The organism is Desulfobulbaceae bacterium, from assembly GCA_013792005.1.
Taxonomy (GTDB): Bacteria; Desulfobacterota; Desulfobulbia; order Desulfobulbales; family VMSU01; genus VMSU01.
Genome location: VMSU01000051.1, coordinates 1 through 19,425 on the forward strand (window position 1 = coordinate 1; position 19,425 = coordinate 19,425).

Genomic DNA, 19,425 nt, shown 5'->3' on the forward strand with positions numbered 1-19,425 from the left:
ATCTTGAGCGCTACTGCGATCTGGTTTATGCCTTTGGCTGTTCTGTTGGCGCCGGTTCAGTGGTGCGGTATGCCGATCTTGCCGTGCGCAGGGGGAAAATTCTCGCTGCCGTAGCCGTGGTTGTCTCTCTGGTGATGCTGACGGCAGTTTTTGACTTTTCGCGACTCAACTCCTATCGGGGCCTTGATCCTGCCAGCACTTCCGAGGCCTTTGTCAGCTCTATGGCCATCCTGACCGATGAAAAACTTCCGGAGGGCGCCGGGTTGATGACTGAAGATGATCTGTTGTCGCATCTGGTGGTGATTGCCCCGGATCGTTATCCGAGACTGACTTCTTTGCAGTATTTCAACGTAGTCGGGGAGGGGAAAAGGAAGGAGATCCTCTCGCGCACTGATTTTATCTGGTTTGATCTCAATGGTTTTCCTTATTATTACCTCTTTCATCTGCCTCGGAGCGAGTGGGCTTCCGATCCTTTCCGGTTGTCGGTTCAGTCTATCCTTGAATACAGGAGTCAGTCCTTCAGTATGTATGGATTTCGATTTATCCCGGTAGAGATCTCTTTCTCCCATTTGTTGTTGGCGGTGGAGCATTGATGGCGTTTCGTTCAATGCGTCAACTAGGCAGTGTCAACAGCCTTTTTGGGGCGCTGCAGACATCCCTTAAGGTTGTTTTATTATGATCCAATCTCGGCATCAAACTCAGTGGATACTGGCGGCCTTTGCTGTGGTCGCGGTGGTTTTCTGCTGGCCGCTGTACGACCATGTCGACTATTGGGGGATCCAGGATTGGGACGCCTTCATGACCAGAAATAGCGTCAGCTGGGCCAGTGTTATCAAGTACGGCCAGTTTCCGCTGTGGAACCCCTATTCACTGGGCGGGGTCCCACACCTGGCCCATCCGGAAACGAACGTCCTCTCTCTGCCATTTTTTATTGATTTAGTGTGCGGAGTGATCGTCGGTGTCCGAGTCAGCATCGTGCTCCATCTCTTTATCGGACTTGCCGGGATGTACGCTTTGGCTAGATATTTTAGGCTCAGCGCCACGGCCTCGGCGCTCTCGGCCTCTTTGTTCATGCTGAACAGCATGTACTTTCTGTTTTTGGCGACTGGAACCAGCTCCATCGGCCTTGCCATCGCTTTTATGCCTTGGGCGATGGTCTTTTTCATCAGAGCTTTTGACCGGTTTTCGTATGCGCTTCTTTCTGGGGGGGTGCTTACCCTGATGTGGCTGCAAGGGGGGACCTATAATTTTTTCCTTATCCTGCTGATGATGGCGGTTTATGCCTTGGTCATGGTGGTGAGTGGAGAACAGGGGCTCAAAAAGATGGCTCTGGTGTTGTCAACTGTTGTCGTAAGCCCTTTGTTTCTTGGTGCGGTCAGGTTTTTCCCATCGCTGGAATTCACCATGCAGTATCCGAGGAAGATCGTAATCTACAGCGGGTTCAGTGTCGAGTCCCTGCTCTATGGCCTGCTGGGTCGGGACCAGACCATCGCAGCTATTGTCGGCAAGTCCGATGTGCAAGGCCTGTGGCGCGGATTTACTCATGCCATGGACGAGGTGGGGATGTATATCGGAATTGTGCCCTGTTTGCTGGGTCTTGCCGGGATCTGTTGGCGGTTTGCTCCGCAACGAATGGGGCACACACCTGGCTTGCCTGTGACTCCGCAGTCAACGCTCTCTGCGCTTGGCAGGAGACAGTGGGTCGCCCTGCTGTGTTGCCTGACACTCTCGCTTTGGCTCGGTTTCGGTAACCGATGTGAGCCCGTAAGCCTGTGGTCTTTGTTCAACAGTGTGCCGCCGTTTAGTTTCATGCGCACCTCAGAGCGATTCAGGTTTACCACCATGCTGTTTATTGCCCTCTTTGCCGGCATTGGGTTGCAGAAAGGTATGGATTGTCTGACTATCAGATTGTCTCGTCCGCGTCTGGCTCAATGGGTGGCAATCGTCGTCGTTTTTGGGATTCTCGGTGATCTTTTTGTCGTCAACTCGCCGGCATTGAAGGATGCCTTTTCCATTCCGCCCTTGCCAACGCCGCATAATGAATCATTCATCCAGATTGGCGGCTTTCCCGAGTATGATCGAGAGGGAATTGCCCAGCAGCAGGAGGATCGTTATCACCTCTATCGTACGTACGGGGCCATGTATCCGGCCTATCTCAGTAACGCCGGATCGGTTTATGCCCTGGAGTCGGTGCCGGCTCCAACCAAGGCGATCGTCTTCACCGCTTCCGAGTACCGGGGAGAGGTTTTCCTTGAGGGGGTGGAAGGTACTGTGCGCTATACGTTGTGGACGCCTAACCGTCTTAAGATCTCGGTTGATGCTCAAGGCGACGGCTACATGGTCATCAATCAAAATTACTATGATGGCTGGAAGGAGAAAAACGGGTTAAAGGTAGAGGATCGGAATGGGCTTTTGGCAGTCAAGGTCTCGCAGCAGGTCACGACCGTGGAACTCTACTATCTGCCGATCAGCTTCGTTGTCGGGGTGCTGGTCTCGCTGGTTTCGCTGGCTGTTGCGGGGTGGTGGTGGCGGCGGTTAAGGAAACGGGAGCAGGGAGATGAGTGAGTGATGGGCGAGAAGCGATATGACGTCTGCATCGTAGGCGGCTTGGGTCATGTGGGGCTGCCCTTGGGGCTGTCACTGGCCAAGGCCGGGCAGCAGGTTATGCTGTACGATATCAATGAAGAGGCGGTTGGCTCTGTCTCGAATGGCCGAATGCCGTTTGCTGAAGGCGGGGCAGTGGAGGTGTTAGGTGAGGTGCTTGGTTCCACGCTCTTTGTCTCCACCGACAGAGCGGTAATTGCCTGCAGTCACTTTGTGGTGATTGTCATCGGGACCCCGGTGGATGAGCATCTGAACCCTCGTTTTACTATTTTTCAGCAGTTTTTTGATGAGATGCTCGATCTGATCTCGGATGATCAACATATTATTCTGCGCAGTACCGCGTTTCCAGGGGCCACGGTTCGGATCAAGGAGCATTTGCAGTCACGGGGCAAACACACCAGGGTTTCATTCTGTCCTGAGCGGATTGCCCAGGGCAAGGCGATGGAAGAGCTGCACTCCCTGCCGCAAATTGTCGCCTCTTTTGATGATGAGTCGCTGCGTGAGGCTGAGGGGCTTTTTCGATTGCTCACTGATGACATTGTGATCCTTGAGCCCACCGAGGCTGAGCTTGCCAAGCTCTTTACCAATGCCTGGCGTTATATTCAGTTTGCCATTGCCAATCAGTTTTATCAGGTGGCCTGCCAGCACGGGCTTGATTTTTACCGGATCCATCAGGCCATCACCCACAATTACCCTCGTGCTGCCAGTTTTCCCAGCGCTGGCTTTACCGCTGGTCCCTGCCTGTTTAAGGACACCATGCAGCTGGCCTCTTGCAGTGCCAATAATTTTTTCTTAGGTCATGCCGCTATGTTGGTCAATGAGGGATTGCCCAATTTTATCGTCCAGAAACTCAAGGAAAAGCGCCTGCTGGCGGACAAGACGGTCGGGGTTTTAGGCATGGCCTTTAAGGCGGATAATGACGACAGGCGGGAATCTCTGTCGTACAAACTAAAAAAAATCCTGGAGATCGAGGCCCGACAGGTGCTTTGTTCCGATCACTATATTCTGGAGGATGGTTTTGTCTCGCAGGATCGGCTGCTTGAGTTGGCGGACATCGTTATCGTGGCCGCGCCGCATCGGGAGTATGCCTCGCTGGTATTTCCGGAACAGACAGTCGTAGTTGACGTGTGGAATTTTTATGGCAAGGGAGGGGCTTTTTGATGAAGATATTAGTGACCGGAGCCGCCGGTTTTTTGGGTGGATACCTGGTGGCGGAGCTTCTTGACCATGGTCATGAGGTGGTTGGGATTGACAATTTCGGCAAGTACGGACGGACGGAGAAGAGCTACTCTGCCAATCCCCGGTATCGTTTTGTTGAAGGGGATGTCAAGGACACGGCCCAACTGAAGGATCTGGCTGTCGATTGCGATCAGCTTGTGGCAGGTGCCGCCATCATCGGCGGTATATCCCTGTTTCATGAGTACGCCTATGATCTGCTGGCAGAAAATGAGCGGATCATCTCTTCTACCTTTGATGCTGCGCTTCATGCTTTTAAGCACGGGAGGATGAAAAAGATCAATGTGGTCTCTTCGTCAATGGTCTATGAGTGTGCCTCGACCTACCCGACCGAGGAGGGGGAGCAGCTCAGGTGTCCGCCACCGCAATCGACCTATGGTTTTCAGAAATTGGCCTGCGAGTATTTTGCCAAGGGGGCGTGGGAGCAGTACCGGTTGCCTTTTACCATTATTCGGCCTTTTAACTGCGTCGGTATTGGTGAGAAGCGAGCCTTGTGCGACAAGGAGGTGTTGTCCGGCAATATCAAACTTGCCATGAGTCATGTGGCGCCTGATTTGATTCAGAAGACTCTTAAGGGCCAGGACCCGTTGCATATCTTAGGTGACGGCAATCAGGTCAGGCATTTTACATACGGTGGTGATCTGGCAGCGGGGATACGGCTTTGTATCGAGAAGGAAGCTGCGGTTAATGAGGACTTTAACCTCTCGAACTCAGTCTCGACCAGTATCATTGATCTGGCGCGAATGATCTGGGGGAAGATCAACGAGGATAAACCATTTAGATACCTATCCGATCCGCCTTTCAGTTATGATGTGCAGAAGCGGGTGCCGAGCGTGGTTAAAGCGCAAAGGCTATTGGGCTTTGAGCCAGCAACTTCACTGGATACGGCCTTAGATGAGATCATCCCGTGGATTAAAAAGCAGATCGTCAGCGGCGGGATATGACCAATCCGCGTCTCGGGATCGTCATTCCGGTCTATAACGAAGGGGAGAGCATCGGCCGGACGCTCGATGCCGTAGCCGCTCAGGTGGCAACGCCACATAGAATCTCCTTGGTGTATGATTTCGATGAGGACAACACCCTTGCCGTGGTTCAGTCTAGACCGGGCGCCGGTAGTGATATCCGGTTGATTAAAAACCCGAGGCCAGGGGTCGTCAGCGCTCTTAAAACCGGGCTGCGACAGGCTGAAGAAGAGTATGTGCTGGTGACCATGGCGGATATGTCCGATGATTATGCCGATGTCGACACCATGTGCAGGCTCATGGACCAGGGGTATGATCTGGTGTGCGGGTCGAGGTATATGGGGGGTGGTCGGCAGTTTGGGGGACCGGTATTCAAGAAAGTGCTCTCCCGCTTGGCCGGGATCACTCTTTGTTATCTTGCCAGGATTCCGACGTCGGACGCGACCAACAGTTTCAAGTTGTATCGAAAACGGATGCTGGACGCCTTGTCTTTTGAAAGCGATGGGGGCTTTGAGATCGGGATGGAGATTGTGGTCAAGGCCCATGCCTTAGGCTATAAAGTCACTGAAATCCCCACCTGTTGGACGGACAGGACTGCAGGGACATCGCGTTTCCGGCTGATCCGTTGGGCCCCTTATTATCTTCGTTGGTATCTGGCGGCCTTAAGATATCGACTTTGGCCATGATGAGTTCCGTAGTAATCCAAGGTGGTGAGTCCTCCCTCTACCATGCAATTTTGGTAGGTTGGGTTAGGCCGTCAGGCCGTAACCCAACATCGATTGGGCTATGTGGAGGGGGATTACGCTCTGGAGGTGCAGTGTGCTTCAAGCTGATCACTATTGCCTTGATAATGATACTCTGTGAGAAGTCTAATCGGATGTTGAACGCCCTTTACCACTACCTTGATATTCGACTGAGCCGTTTTTTGAAGCGGCCTCCCCGGACTCTGCCCATTATCCTTCTCTGGATTACGGACCGCTGCAATCTGCGGTGTCGGATGTGCGGTGACCAGTGGCGGGCCGATCAGCAGATGCTGCGGCACTCCCTCTCTCTTGTCCAAATCCAAGGGATTGTCCAGGCGGCGGTTCGTCTGCGGACCATGATCATCTCTATTACCGGTGGAGAGCCGTTGCTCCATCCCGAGATCTATCAAATTCTCGATTTGATCCGTGATGCCGGGATCGCCGCCCATATGTGCACCAACGGCACGCTGTTGACAGACGAGCGTGTGGCGAAGTTGGCCCAGAGTTCGTTGAAATCAGTGTCGATTTCCATTGACAGCAGTACACCTTGGCTCCATGATCAACTGCGCGGGATGGATGGCGCCTTTCAGCAGACGGTAGCCGGGATCTCCCGGTTACGCGCGGCTATGCCTGGTTTGCGGATCAATGTTAACTGCACTATCTCCAAGATCAATGTTGGCACCATTGGGGAGTTGGTCTCGCTGGTCAAGGATCTTGGCTGCGATAAGATCAGTTTTGCCCCTATCCATACCAATCTTCAGCATAAGCATAAACCGAAAGACCAGTTTGATGGTATGGTCTTTCGGTCAGATGAACTCGGGGAGCTTCAGGGCGCCTTGGCTGAAGTTTCAATGCAGGCGAGAAAACTCAGGATTGGGATATCCTCTTCCCGTTTTCTGCAGGGCATCCCCCGTTCCTATGTGGAGCCGATGCGCTGGCATACCTGTTACGCAGGTTATGCCTCTTGTGCTATTTCCCCATGGGGTGAGGTCTCACCGTGTGTTGACATGGACAGCGTTTTGAATGTTTGGAATGCCCCGCTTGACAAGATCTGGCTGTCGCCGGAGTTCCAGGTGCTGCGGGAAAAGGTGGACAGCTGTTCAAATCCCTGCTGGGACACCACCAACACCGAGATTGCCATTCGTTTCTCCTTTGTCGGAATTCTCTCGGAGGTGAAGTCTATAATTCAGGACCTTACGCACTACAATCGGAGAAAGAAATGATCATTCCCCGGCGGTATATTGATACCTCACCTGGTGAGTTGGGTAGAAGTGTCAAGGGGTATGAGCCGGATGTGGGCGCCGCGATAATCAGACGTTGGCAGGATGAGTTCGCCCACTATGTCGGCAGGCAGTCTGCCGTTGCAGTTGGTTCGGGGCGTCTGGCCATGAAGTTGATCCTTTCAGCCTTTATTCTCCCACCTGGCAGTGAAGTTATTATCCCGGCTTACACGTTGAAGGACCTTATTCCCATCATTAACGCACTGGGCCTGACGCCGGTACCGGCGGATATCGATCCGGGACACTGGAATATCACCGCTGCGACCATTACCCCTAAGCTCACCTCCCGCACCAGGGTCGTTCTTGCCCTTCACCTCTTCGGCGCGCCTTGTCCGATGCCCGAGATCATGGCGCTTGCCTCTGCCTATGGGCTCAAAGTGATTGAGGATTGCGCCCATTCTGCGGGCAGCGCTATTGACGGGCGGCAGACCGGTTCCTTTGGTGATGCAGCTTTTTTTAGTTTCGAGGCCATTAAGCCAATTAATACCTATGGCGGCGGCATGGTGGTCAGTGATGATCAGGCTGTGATGGGCCAGGTGCGGGAGGCGGTGGCTCGGCTCCTCCCGCCTCCGCTGACCAAAAAGATGCTGGCGGTACGTTTGGAACGGGCGCTCTTTGTCAGTGGCTTGGCCTTGATGCCACTGGCGTTATTGGCCTCTGACCGGGGCCATGAGGGGATGACCTGGTTGTATCGTCAGATTCAACATGCTCCGCGGCAACCGTGGGGCTATGCTCCGCTGCAGGCTGAACTGGGACTCGACAAGTTAGTTACTCTGGGTGAGCGGATTGAGCGCAAGCGACTTCAGGCCGAGCGCTTGACTGCGCTCATGCCCCATGACTATGAGGTGCAAACGTGCTGTGCGGGTGGTTTGTCAAATTACTATTTTTTTGTGGTCAAGGCCCCGGCAGGTTGTGATCTCAGGCAGTTGCGCCGCCGCCTGCTTTTTCGCGGATTTGATGCTGGAGTCGGCGCTGAGCTGGCCGATGACTGTGCGACTCTCCTTGGCGACCACAACTGTCCGCAGGCGGCTGATCTCGCAGGTCGGGCCATTCATCTGCCGCTGCATGAAGGCATGGCTGATCAAGATCTGAGGCGTCTTGCCTTGCTTTTGCGGCAATTATGTTGAACCATAATTCTTGCGTAACTACTCAGGTTGTCGGTTTACGGTTAACAGTTGACGGTAATTAAGGTCCTGCCAATGGCTGAGGACACACTGACATTGAGTATCATGCGAGGATTTATGACTAACCATGATTCTTTTAACCGGCGGATTCAAGCCCGTAAACCGATAATTGATTACCGTTAACCTGTGTAGTTACATTCTCGCGTCTAAATTTTCTGTGAGGGATTAAGTGAAATTTACCCCCCGGACCATAGCCCTGACCGGTTTAAAGCTGGTTTTGATGGGTATTCTGCTGGCTCTTGTCTTGCGTCAGGTGCACTGGTATGATGTTGAGACTGTGACCGCTATGGGCGAACGGCGCTTGGCGCCGGGGCTGGCCTCGATTATCCAGGAGATTAATAGTCAGTACTATGTCCTGGCGGTCATCGGCATTTTGAGTTCACTAGTGGCCTGTGCCCTCCGTTGGCAGCGGGTGCTGACTCTTCTTGGGCTTACATTCCGGCGGAGTGAGGTGCTTAAGCTTGTTTTTGTGGGAGATTTTTTCAATAATTTCCTTCTCGGCTCTCTAGGCGGCGATGCGGTTAAGGTCTTTCTCGCCGTACGTCAGCGTTCACAGAAGGGGGTCATCCTGGCCAGCATTTTTGCGGATCGACTGATCGGCTTGATCGGTTTGACGACCCATGCTGCTATCATGCTCATTATCTTGGTGGTCCAAGGATCGATCAGTGGGAGATCGTTGTGGTTGCCGGTCGCTCCTATTGTCGTCGTTGTTAGTGGACTGGCGGGCGGTGGCATCCTTCTCTTCTCCACCCGTTTGCAGCGATTGTTACGGATCGACGCACTGGCATCCCGGTTGCCGTTTAGTGATCAGATAAGGCAGGGTGGCGAGGCGCTTCGCCTGCTCTTTGGCAAGCCGGGTCCGCTTGTGTCCGTTTTTGCCTTGACCTTTTGCTGCCAGGCTTGTTCGATCGGCGCTGTAGCCTTTCTTGGTCTGAGCCTCAATCTCGGGGTCCCGGTGAGTACCTATCTTCTCTCTGCTCCGATTGTTTTTATTCTCTCGGCAGTCCCGATAACCCCTGGCGGTATCGGGGTGTTGGAGGAACTTTGTCAGCTTTATTTTGCTGCGGCTGGAAACCCTAATAAGGTCCTGGTGTTAGCCCTCTTGATCAGGTTGACTATTCTTCTCTGCAGTCTGCCGGGAATTGTTGCCTTCTGGAGTTACGGCAGACCTGAAGTGGCAGAGATTCGTTCTGGAGTTGAAAGGTAGTGATGATAGAAGGCAGTTTGTTTCAATTTTTTGGCGGAGAAATTTTTTATGCGCTGGCATGACGTTGCCGGTGAGGCGATTGGCACCTTTATTCTTGTTTTTTTTGGATGCGGGTCGGTTGCGGTAACCGTGCTTTTTTCTGCCCATGTCGGGCTTTTTCAGGTGGCTGCCATCTGGGGCACCGCTGTAACTTTGGCGATTTATGCTACGAGGCATCTCTCCTGCGCCCATCTGAATCCGGCGGTCAGTCTGGCAATGGTATTGGGGCGCCGGATGTCCCCGTGCAAGCTGCCGGCCTATGTGGGGGCGCAATTTTTCGGGGCATTTCTTGCGGCTGGCCTCATTTATCTTCTTTTCGGCGCTTCGATAACCGCCTATGAAATTGCCCATGGTATTGTCCGTGGGACTTCCTCCTCAATTCAAACCGCAATGATCTTTGGTGAGTTTTTCCCTAATCCTGGCGTAGCTGCCGTTGTCTCGGTCAGCACTTTGAATGCCTTTGCCGCAGAGGTTACCGGTACGTTCATCTTGGTTTTTTTGATATTTGCTTTGACTGATGGCTGTAACGTCGGGCGACCTGATGATACTCTGGGGCCGCTTTTTATCGGTTTGACCGTTATGGCCCTTATTTGTATTATCGCCCCCTTGACCCAGGCCGGATTTAATCCGGCTCGTGATCTGGCTCCGCGGATCTTTGCGGCCATAGCCGGTTGGGGGAGGGCTGCTTTTCCCAGCCCTGATCATGCTTTTTTGACAGTTTACGTGGCTGGTCCCTGCCTGGGCGGCAGTCTGGCTGCGTTGGTTTTCACTAAGCTGCTGCAGCCTGTTCTGGAGCGTAAGACAGGGGACGATTGCGGCTGTAATTGTAACAACGGGAAGGAACCTAAGGAGGTTGGAGAGTGAGTTCGGAATTTGATCATCATCGTATTTTGCAGGAGTATTACGGGAGAGTTTTGCAAACAACCAATGACCTCAAGACCGGGGCTTGCTGTTTGGATGGAGAGAATTTTACCCCTTCGGTGCGGCGGGCCAGGGGGTTGTTGGAACGGGAGATTGTAGAGCGTTTTTACGGTTGCGGATCTCCCATCCCGCCGCTGTTGCAGGGACGGAGAGTGCTGGATCTTGGTTGCGGAACAGGGATGGATGTGTATATCGCAGCGTATCTTGCCGGTGAGCAAGGTTTTGTGGTGGGAGTGGACATGACAGGCGAGCAGCTGGCCGTAGGGCGAAGGCACGTGGACGCTCAGATGCGGGCCTTCGGTTTTGCCCGTCCCAATGTTGAATTTCGTCAGGGATACATGGAGGACTTGGCCGCATTGGATCTGGCCGATGACTCCTTTGATGTGGTTATCTCTAACTGTGTTCTTAATCTCTCTCCGGAGAAGGAGCGGGTTTTCTCGGAGATATTCCGGGTGCTCAAGCCAGGAGGTGAACTCTATTTTTCCGATGTCTTTGCCGGCCGCCGGGTTCCTGTTCATCTTCAAGACGATCCGGTTCTCCACGGGGAGTGTCTGGCCGGGGCCATGTACCGTGAGGATTTCCGCCGTCTGCTAACCCGGCTTGGCTGTCCCGATTATCGAATTATATCCAGTCGGCGGATCAATCTCCGCAATTCAGAGATTGAGGATATGATCGGCAGCGTTGATTTTTACTCGGAGACGGTCAGGGCCTTTAAGCTACCAGGACGGTTGGAGGATATTTGCGAGGATTACGGCCAGGTGGCGGTGTATCAGGGCACGATTTTGGATCACCCCCACTGGTTCGATCTGGATGACCATCATCGTTTGATCACCGGCAAGCCGATGCTGGTTTGCGGTAATACGGCAGCGATGCTTGAGGAGACCCGTTTTGCGGGTCACTTCAAGGTCAGCGGTGATCGAACCGTGCATTTCGGATCTTTTGACTGCTCTCCTGCGGCCAGTCGCGAGTCGTCGGAGGGCAGTGGGGGCGCGTGTTGTTGAAGCATGAATGATGATGTTATTCTTACGTGAGGGGAGCAGGATCAGGGGCTTCACCTTTTTAAAGTGATGGGCTGATCTTTGCGAAACTCGATTTCTCTGGTCAGGGCTCTGATGGGACTTTGGATAGATGAGGAGCTATTTCCGTGCGGTTGGTTTGAATTAATAGTGTTTTGTATTTTAATTGTTTTATAGTAGCGTTATTTTAATATCAGGTTAACGGTGATCAGCCATCGGCAGGATCTCTCACCGTTAACTGTCAACTGTAAGCAGTCTTCGTGGTGGTAGATTTTTTGCTCATAGAGGTGACGGGATGGATAAAATTCGATGGGATGAGTCGTACAGTGTAAACAACCAAGAGATCGACGATCAGCATAAAGAGTGGATCGTTATATTTAACAGGATGCATAATGTCCTGCTTTCATCAGGGCCGGAGGAACTTAAAACAGTTGGGGGTGAAATCCTGAAGGCTATGAATGACTACGCAGAGTATCATTTTAAATTTGAAGAAGAGTACCTTCGGCGGATTAATTATCCGGAGTTATTTGAGCATAGGCGTCTGCATAGAGATTTTGCCACCCAGATCTATCAGTTTAATCGAGAGGTCAACAAGGGAGAGATAATCTTGAGTACCGATATCATTAAAATGATCAGGGACTGGCTTGTGCATCATATCCTTCAGGAGGATAAAAAATATGGTCTTTATGCTGAGGATAATAAGTAATCTTATACTCTTGGTAACGACACAGGTTAACGGTAATCAGTTATCGGTTTACGGTTAAAAGAATCATGGTTAGTCATAAATCATCGCATGATACTCAATGTCAGTGTGTTCTCTGCCATTGGCAGAACTCTATCACCTTCAACTGTCAACCGTAAACCGACAACCTGAGCAGTTACTACTCTTGAAAGAGTGGCGCCATGATATAGGGTTTAGTTGCCAGATCCTTTAACTCAGTACTATCATAGTCACGGGACCTCCGCGCTATTCATCCGGCGTAGGATGATTTCACTCTTGCGGAGGAGCCCCTTGGCTTTTCGGTGTTTGTCGTAGTAGCGGGGGTTGGGGATCATTGCCGCCAGGCGGGCGGCCTGGGAGACCGAGAGGTTTGAAGCGCTGGTGTGGAAGTAGTGTTGTGCCGCAGCTTCGGCTCCGAATACGCCGTTACCCCATTCAATCACGTTCAGGTAAATCTCAAAAATACGGCGTTTGTCCAGCGTTGCCTCCAGCATCAGGGTAATCGCCGCTTCCTCCAGCTTTCGCCAGGGGGTCCGCCGGGTGGAGAGAAAGAGGTTCTTCGCCAATTGCTGACTGATGGTAGATCCGCCAGCGACAATCTTCCCGTTCTTGATATTTTTCTCATAGGCATACTGGATACCTTCCCAATCAAACCCTTCATGGTCGACGAATTTTGCATCTTCGGAGGCAATGATCGCCCGTCGCAGGTGTTTGGAGATTTTCGCGTAGGGCGCCCACTGGTGATGTAATTTGGCGTTGGGGCTGATGGTCTGCATGGCGCTCAGGCGGTCTCGCATGAAGGCGCTGGCGCTGGGGTTGGCGGTTTTCCACCACCAGATGTGGGCAAAGATCCACAACTGGTAGATCACGATCAGGATGAAGATGATTGTGATGATTCGCCATGGCCTGAGCCACGGGGAAGGGATGATGCGTCGATACGGTCTGGGCATAAGGAGGTTGGCTGGAGCGGCAGAGTGAAGGATGGGTAGGGGGTAAAATCTGGGATTTGGTTACATCGAGCCGATGGAAAAAGATCCTTTGACGTTGCCCATAAATTCGGTCCAGGTTCGCATGGCAAGGGCCCGTTTGATGAGGTAGCCCGGTCGCAGATAGAACTCTTTGTATGCCCGGTCGAGAAAGGCCTTGTACTCGGCTTCAGGAATCGCAGGTGGCACGAAGACCATGGCCTCGTGGTCCAGAGTTGAGCTGCTCTTCGAAAAATCGAACTGATAGCTTTGATCGATCAGCATTCGGTAGAAGGTGGTTCCGGGAAAGGGCACGAATTTATTGAAGTGGGCAAAGTCGATATCGAGTTCCTTGGCAAAGTCGAGGGTCCGTTGCAGGGACTCGCGGGTTTCGGCAGGTGAGCCGACCAGGAAATCGGCTCGCACCCTGAGCCCTGTCTGTCGAGCCCAGTCCACGGCCTGCCGGTTCATGGCCACGGTGTTTTTTTTGCCCAGGGTCTCAAGGACCTGGTCGTCGCCGGATTCAAGGCCGTAGAGGACCTGCCAGCAGCCGGCATCGTGCATCATCTTCAGCATCTCAAGGTTCACCGCCTCGGCCTTGGTCAGGCAGGTCCATGGCAGCCGGGGGCGGATCTTTTTAAAGCCGTCGCATAGAGCAGCCAGTCGCTTGCTGTTAATGGTGAAGGTGTCGTCGAAAAAACGGATCTCACGTGCTCCGTATCGATGGATTACCTCTTCGACCTCGGTCAGGACATTGTCGGCGCTTCGGGCTCGGTATTGATCGCCGAAGATCGCTCGGTCGCAGAAATTGCATCGAGATGGGCAGCCGCGGCTGGTCATCACGTGGGCCAGGGGCAGCTGCCGGTATGACGCGGCAGTGGGGGAGTAGGCGGAGAGCGGGGGCAGCAGGTGGCGGGCTGGGAAGGGTAGCCTGTCGAGGTTGCTGATCGGCTGACGCGGTGGTGAGAAGAATGGTTTGCCGTCCTTGAGAAAGGCAAGACCGGGAATAGTCTCCGGCGTGCCGCCGTGGCCGCTGGCAAAGTTGAGCAGCTCGACAAAGGTTTCTTCCCCTTCGCCGATCACCAGATAGTCAAAGGTTTTGGCTGCCATAGTATGTTCCGGCATGGCTGTGGGGTGGGAACCGCCAACGGTAAAGAGTGCGTTAGGGACGATGGCGCGGAGGATCTCCGCCGTCTTGACTGCGTTGGCAAACGATGGGGTCTTGGCGGTTATGCCGATGACATCGGGCCGGAATTCTCGGCCTGTGGTCTTGATGGTCTGCCAGTTGCCGCCGATGGTGCAGTCTAAGATTCGCACCTTATGTCCGGACTGTTCCGCAACCGCAGCAAGATACGCTAGCCCGAGAGAGGGAATGGCGTTCTCCACTCCGGCGAATCGTTTTTTTTCGCCCCCGATCTCTATCAGCCCGAAGGGCACATCAATCAGTAGAACTTTCATGGGGAGGGCATTTCATGGATGTGTGGAGGTGGTCGCACATTGTCCTTTGTTGAGGTGGATGGATGCGGCAGGCGGCATCGATAAGCCGATCGCCCACGGGCATGCCGTTGTGTTTTCTGCTCTGTTGGGTATAAAATGTGAGTTGATAGCCATTCATTGTTGGTGCCTCACAGGGTGACGCTTGAGATTTCGTAACTGCTCAGGTTGTCGGTTTACGGTTGACAGTTGACGGTGATTGGGGCCTGCCAATGGCTGAGAACACACTGACATTGAGTATCATGCGATGATTTATGACTAACCATGATTCTTTTAACCGTAAACCGATAACTGATTACCGTTACCCTGTGTAGTTACGAGATTTCTTTGGAATATCCTTCTCTCTATATCCGTTGGATGGCGGCGCCGGTGGTCATGCCGAGCATGGTCATGGCCAGAGAGCCTGTCACATGCAAAGCCACGGAGCCGCCAGCCCAGAGAAGCCTGCCTTGTTGGATGAGGGAGATGACTTCGGCTGAGAAGGTAGAAAAAGTAGTCAGGCCACCGAGAAAACCGGTGATTACCAACAACCGCCACTCAGGGGCGAGGATAGGGTGGCTGGCGAAGAAGACCACGGCAATCCCAACAAGGTAGCACCCGATAAGGTTGGCTGTGAGGGTGCCGGGTGGGATCATAGGGAAGAGAGTGTTGAAGAAGACGCCCAGGAGCCAGCGCGACACAGCGCCTGCTGAGGCGCCGAGGCTGATGGCTAGAATTGATGAAGTCATGGCGAAATCCTTGGTGTGACGTATCGGTAACGGCTGGAGGGGGGCAGACCCGGTAGCGCAGAGATTTCAAGAGCCGATACAAGATAACTTGTGCATTGCTGATTGTTCTCTGCGGATTCTTGTGCCGGCTCGGGTAACGAGAATGAGCAGGGTATTCCTGGCAACGGCTTAGCTTCAATCGCTATCCGACCGCAATTCGTTATTGATTAGCACAGAGCTTGCAAGGGTGTCAAGTCGACATTCGAAGTGAGTTCTGTCGGGAATGATTATGGGCCTTGTTGTTTCTGTTCCACCCCTTTTGTCAGAGGGAGTTCTGGATATCTTTGCATTGATATCCCCCACGATGCTGATTATATAGTGTTGTGAAATTAGAATGAATGGGGGAGACTAGAATGAGCGTACATGGTGGCTGCGCAACGCTAAACAATTGGGAGAACTCTCAATGATACATGAAGTGGATTGTCGGGGTCATGCTTGTCCCGAGCCGGTGATGCAGGTTAAGGGTATTCTGGAACAATACGCCCCTACTTCTCTTGCGGTTATCGTCGATAATATGGCGGCGGCTGAGAATGTCATCCGTTTTCTTGAATACGGCAATTTTCAAATTGTCTGTGAACGGGTTGGCAAGGATTTTCGGGTCGTTGGCACCAGGGATGGGGATGCGGTTGCTCCTGTTGGTCGCCCTGAGCCAGGGGTGTCACTTTCGGCCCAGCGTAAGATTCTGGTCATGGTGGCAACCGATAGGATGGGACACGGAGACGATGGTCTTGGCGCGGGCCTGCTCATTAATTTTCTGAAGACCTTGAAGGAGATGGGGCCTGAATTGTGGCGCCTGGTTTTGGTCAACGGCGGGGTGACCCTGGCAGTGGAGGGTTCCCCCGCATTGCCGATCCTGCAGGGGTTGGCCGGGGATGGGGTTCGTATCTTGGTTTGCGGTACCTGTCTTGATCACTTTAAGCTGTTGGACAAAAAGCAGGTAGGCGAGACGACGAACATGCTTGATATTGTCACCGGCCTGCAGCTCGCCGACAGTATTATCAACGTTTGATCTATCTGATTCCATGAAAAAACCTTTTGTTGCTGTTATCTGTCACTATTTTCTTATTGTCACGTGTGCCGTGCTCTGCTGGCCCGCGCTTTCTTCCGGGGCTGCAGTTTCCGGGCAGGATCTCGTGCTCTTTTATACCAGCGATAATCATGGCGAGACCGAGCCTTGCGGGTGCGAAGCCAATCAGCTGGGCGGGCTTGGCAGGCGAAGTTTTCAGTTTCAGCGTATCGCTGTCGAGAGCGGTCAGCCTCGTCTGGTCGTGGATGCCGGGGATCTGCTGTTTAAGCATCTGGCTATTCCCGCAGGCCTGGAGATGCAGGAGTCAATGATGGCTGAGGCTATTGTCGAAGCATACTCCCTTGTCGGATATGATGCGGTGTGTGTCGGCAGTCGGGACTTGATTGCTGGCGTTGGGTTGTTACGGAAGGTGGCGCCACAGGGGAAATTCACCTGGTTGAGCGCCAATTTGGTGGATAAAAGCACGGGGGGGCCGATATTTGCTGCCACTGTCCGTCGCCAAATTGGAGAGGTCAAAGCTACTCTCATTGGTCTGACCGGACCCGCGACTTTGGCGCCTGCCGATAATGCAGAGCTTCTTTCCTGGGAGAAGGTGTTGCCTCCCCTGCTCACAGAGGCAAGCAAGACCACGGACCTGGTTATTCTCCTCTCTAATCTCCCGGCTGCAGAGAACCGGCGTATCGCCGAGGCATATGATTCAATTCATATCCTGATCCAGTCCGCATCTGGCGATGGCGGGGCGATATCGGCTTCGCCGGTACACAATACGGTGATTGCCAGCACCAGACCCCAAGGTAAGGATATTGGTGTCATGAACATTACCTGGCAGTCGAGCAAGCGGTGGGGGTGTCCGCCGGCTGAGGTCTTGGCTCAGAAGAAGAGTGTCTTGGATGGTGTGATCTGGCAGCTGAGTAAATACCAGACCGGAACTCAAGATCCGGAGAGTACTCTCAGTGATCAGCCTGATCGACTCAAGGCATACCGCGTGCTCGTGTCGCGTGAGCGGGAATTGCGCGATGAGATTCAAGAGCTTATCTTGTGTGACCCAGCGGCAGAAAGTCCAGAGGGGAATCCGTCTACTTATCGAAACCGGTTTTTTACTTTGGACTCGAGTCTGCCGGACCAACGTGATGTGGTGGAAGTCAGTGATCGTCTGGATCGTGCCCTGAATCAATTGGGGCGCGAACTGGCGAAGACTCAGGTGGAAGTTGATTCAAACTATCTGGGGTCTGCCCGTTGCACCTCGTGCCATGCCGAGCAGGCTGCCGCCTGGCAAAAAACCCCTCATGCTAGCGCGTATGTTACATTGGTGAATAAGGATCAGCAATTTAATGTCAATTGTCTGCCGTGTCACGTTACCGGAGTAGGGATGGACCGGGCCAGTGAGGCGCTCTCAATCGCGGAGGTCAGGCGTGGCGTGGGGTGTGAAACCTGTCACGGGGCAGGCCGCAAACATACCCAAGACCCTATGGGTAATTCCATGATCCGCAAACCGGAGGCTTCAGTCTGTCTCTCCTGTCATGCTCCGCCCCATGACGAGAGTTTTGACTATGAACGTAATATCAAGATGGTGCATTGATCGAACAATTTATTGTAGGTTGGGTTAGCGAAGCGTAACCCAACACCCAATGCTGGTGAAATCGAGTGGAGTGGGGGCTATGAAACTGGCGAAAGCGGCGGACATGCGGGCAATTGATCATCGAGCTATTCAGGAGTACGGCATTCCTGGTGTGGTATTGATGGAAAATGCCGGTCGGTCGGTGGTGGAGTTCATCTGCCGCTGGCAGGGGCCGGTGTCTGGCAAACGGGCTGTTGTCGTTGTGGGGCCGGGGAATAACGGTGGTGACGGCTTGGTTGTTGCCCGATATCTCTATCAGGCTGGATGTCGGGTCATGATTGTTAGTTTGGTGGATCCCGAGGTATGGCAGGGTGATGCGGCTATCAATTGGCGGATTGTTCAGAAGCTCTCGGTGCCGGTTGTCAAAGTTCTGTCGTCTGAGTCGGTATCAGTTTGCGAGACGGAGTTTGCCTGCGCCGATTTTCTGGTGGATGCAATTTTCGGGACCGGGCTTGCCCGGACTGTTTCAGGACATTTCGCCCGAGCTATTGATCTGATCAATCAGGCCAATCGATCTGTTATCAGCGTAGATATCCCGTCAGGGTTGAATAGCGATACTGGCTGTCCGTTGGGGAGCTGTGTGCGTGCAGGACTCACCGTGACTTTTGGTCTTGCTAAGCCTGGTCAGGTTATTCATCCTGGGATTGGGTATGTCGGGCGTCTGGAGGTTGCCGACATTGGCATTCCGGACGCGATCATTGATGAGTTTGGCCTGGTAACCGAATTTCTTGTTCCAGGGTATGCTATCGGACTTTTGTCAGTTCGTCAGCCTACCAGTCACAAGGGAACTTTTGGGCATCTGCTTCTTCTTGCGGGGTCGCAGGGGAAAACCGGCGCTGCCATGCTTGCTGTCCTAGGCGCTCTGCGTAGTGGGGTGGGTCTGGCCAGCCTCGCGATCCCTCGGTTGCTTAATCCGGTGTTTGAGGTGAGTCTGATGGAGGCCATGACCATCCCCCTTGCCTCAGATTATTTCCTGGGGGTATTGGACTCGGCGGCAATCGCTTTGGCCTTGAAGGACAAGGATGCGCTGGTTCTTGGGCCTGGTCTCGGGTCCGCGCCTGAGACGGTGGATTTGATCTGCCGTCTCTATCGGGAGGTGAGTCTGCCCATGGTGGTGGATGCTGATGCCTTGACTGCCCTGGGAATGGCGCTCCCTGTCCGTTCCGGTGCGCCAGAACGGGTATTGACCCCGCACCCTGGAGAAATGGCCAGATTGACCGGCCTTAGCGTTATGGAGATTCAAGGGGACAGAATTCAGGTAGCGGCTGACTACGCCCAGAGCAAGGGGGCTGTGGTGGTGCTTAAAGGCGCTGCGACGGTCATCGCTGGTCCTGATGGCCGGGTCGCGATTAATTCGAGTGGTAATCCGGGGATGGCGGCAGGCGGGATGGGGGATGTGCTGGCTGGTGTGATTGGCTCCTTGCTGTCACAAGGGTTAACTGCCTGGGATGCTGCTTGTCTTGGGGTATTAGTCCATGGGATGGCTGCTGACCGGTTGGTTCGGACGAGGAGTTATGGGGGCTTTTTGGCCTCGGAGGTGGCGGCGGAATTACCTGCCGTTTTTCAAGAAATATTCGAGGGCGGGTGAGGCAGACGTCCTTGGGATACCCTGAGAGAATCGATCTCGACTAGAGAGGAGAA

16 protein-coding genes are annotated in these 19,425 nt (G+C 53.4%); 13 read left to right on the top strand and 3 right to left on the bottom strand.

What is annotated here, in order from left to right; translation table 11 throughout:
* Positions 1–675 precede the first annotated feature (675 nt).
* From FP815_03000 to FP815_03045, 10 genes are all read left to right on the top strand, one after another.
* Positions 676–2,565, top strand: a complete 1,890-nt coding sequence (locus tag FP815_03000; GenBank protein MBA3013903.1) for a hypothetical protein — start codon at positions 676–678, stop codon at positions 2,563–2,565.
* A 3-nt stretch (positions 2,566–2,568) separates the two neighbouring features.
* Positions 2,569–3,765, top strand: a complete 1,197-nt coding sequence (locus FP815_03005) for a nucleotide sugar dehydrogenase (protein ID MBA3013904.1) — start codon at positions 2,569–2,571, stop codon at positions 3,763–3,765.
* Complete coding sequence (locus tag FP815_03010) at positions 3,765–4,784, top strand: NAD(P)-dependent oxidoreductase (GenBank protein MBA3013905.1); 1,020 nt, start codon at positions 3,765–3,767, stop codon at positions 4,782–4,784. The genes FP815_03005 and FP815_03010 overlap by 1 nt, the downstream gene beginning before the upstream one ends.
* Positions 4,781–5,488 carry a glycosyltransferase gene (locus FP815_03015; protein ID MBA3013906.1) on the top strand — a complete coding sequence of 236 codons (708 nt, stop codon included), beginning with the start codon at positions 4,781–4,783 and terminating at the stop codon, positions 5,486–5,488. Before FP815_03010 ends, FP815_03015 begins: the two co-directional genes overlap by 4 nt.
* Positions 5,485–6,768, top strand: a complete 1,284-nt coding sequence (locus FP815_03020; protein ID MBA3013907.1) for a radical SAM protein — start codon at positions 5,485–5,487, stop codon at positions 6,766–6,768. The genes FP815_03015 and FP815_03020 overlap by 4 nt, the downstream gene beginning before the upstream one ends.
* On the top strand, positions 6,765–7,952 hold the full coding sequence (locus tag FP815_03025) for an aminotransferase class I/II-fold pyridoxal phosphate-dependent enzyme (GenBank protein MBA3013908.1): 1,188 nt from the start codon (positions 6,765–6,767) through the stop codon (positions 7,950–7,952). Before FP815_03020 ends, FP815_03025 begins: the two co-directional genes overlap by 4 nt.
* Before the next feature lie 226 nt (positions 7,953–8,178).
* The gene (locus FP815_03030) at positions 8,179–9,216 is read left to right on the top strand and encodes a flippase-like domain-containing protein (protein ID MBA3013909.1); all 1,038 of its coding nucleotides are present in this window, start codon (positions 8,179–8,181) and stop codon (positions 9,214–9,216) included.
* Between the two features lie 48 nt (positions 9,217–9,264).
* A complete protein-coding gene (locus FP815_03035) occupies positions 9,265–10,119 on the top strand; it encodes an aquaporin family protein (GenBank protein ID MBA3013910.1) in 855 nt (284 codons plus the stop codon).
* Positions 10,116–11,177: a methyltransferase domain-containing protein gene (locus FP815_03040; protein MBA3013911.1), complete on the top strand. Its 1,062-nt coding sequence runs from the start codon at positions 10,116–10,118 to the stop codon at positions 11,175–11,177. The genes FP815_03035 and FP815_03040 overlap by 4 nt, the downstream gene beginning before the upstream one ends.
* Before the next feature lie 310 nt (positions 11,178–11,487).
* Positions 11,488–11,898 (top strand): bacteriohemerythrin, encoded by a 411-nt coding sequence (locus FP815_03045; protein ID MBA3013912.1) that lies wholly within the window; start codon positions 11,488–11,490, stop codon positions 11,896–11,898.
* A gap of 245 nt (positions 11,899–12,143) precedes the next feature.
* Here the strand turns inward: FP815_03045 and mtgA are convergent, their stop codons facing one another.
* From mtgA to crcB, 3 genes are all read right to left on the bottom strand, one after another.
* Positions 12,144–12,863, bottom strand: coding sequence for a monofunctional biosynthetic peptidoglycan transglycosylase (gene mtgA, locus FP815_03050; protein ID MBA3013913.1), 720 nt, complete (start codon positions 12,861–12,863; stop codon positions 12,144–12,146).
* Between the two features lie 60 nt (positions 12,864–12,923).
* Positions 12,924–14,336: a radical SAM protein gene (locus FP815_03055; protein ID MBA3013914.1), complete on the bottom strand. Its 1,413-nt coding sequence runs from the start codon at positions 14,334–14,336 to the stop codon at positions 12,924–12,926.
* Between the two features lie 380 nt (positions 14,337–14,716).
* On the bottom strand, positions 14,717–15,100 hold the full coding sequence (gene crcB / locus FP815_03060) for a fluoride efflux transporter CrcB (GenBank protein ID MBA3013915.1): 384 nt from the start codon (positions 15,098–15,100) through the stop codon (positions 14,717–14,719).
* Between the two features lie 442 nt (positions 15,101–15,542).
* Between crcB and yedF the strand changes: the two genes are divergently transcribed.
* The 3 genes from yedF to FP815_03075 all read left to right on the top strand — a co-directional run bounded on the left by yedF (position 15,543) and on the right by FP815_03075 (position 19,372).
* Entirely contained in the window at positions 15,543–16,148 is a 606-nt protein-coding gene (gene yedF / locus FP815_03065; GenBank protein MBA3013916.1) for a sulfurtransferase-like selenium metabolism protein YedF, read from the top strand.
* 13 nt (positions 16,149–16,161) lie between these two features.
* Entirely contained in the window at positions 16,162–17,745 is a 1,584-nt protein-coding gene (locus tag FP815_03070; GenBank protein MBA3013917.1) for a hypothetical protein, read from the top strand.
* A 79-nt stretch (positions 17,746–17,824) separates the two neighbouring features.
* Complete coding sequence (locus tag FP815_03075; protein ID MBA3013918.1) at positions 17,825–19,372, top strand: NAD(P)H-hydrate dehydratase; 1,548 nt, start codon at positions 17,825–17,827, stop codon at positions 19,370–19,372.
* Positions 19,373–19,425: the final 53 nt, after the last annotated feature.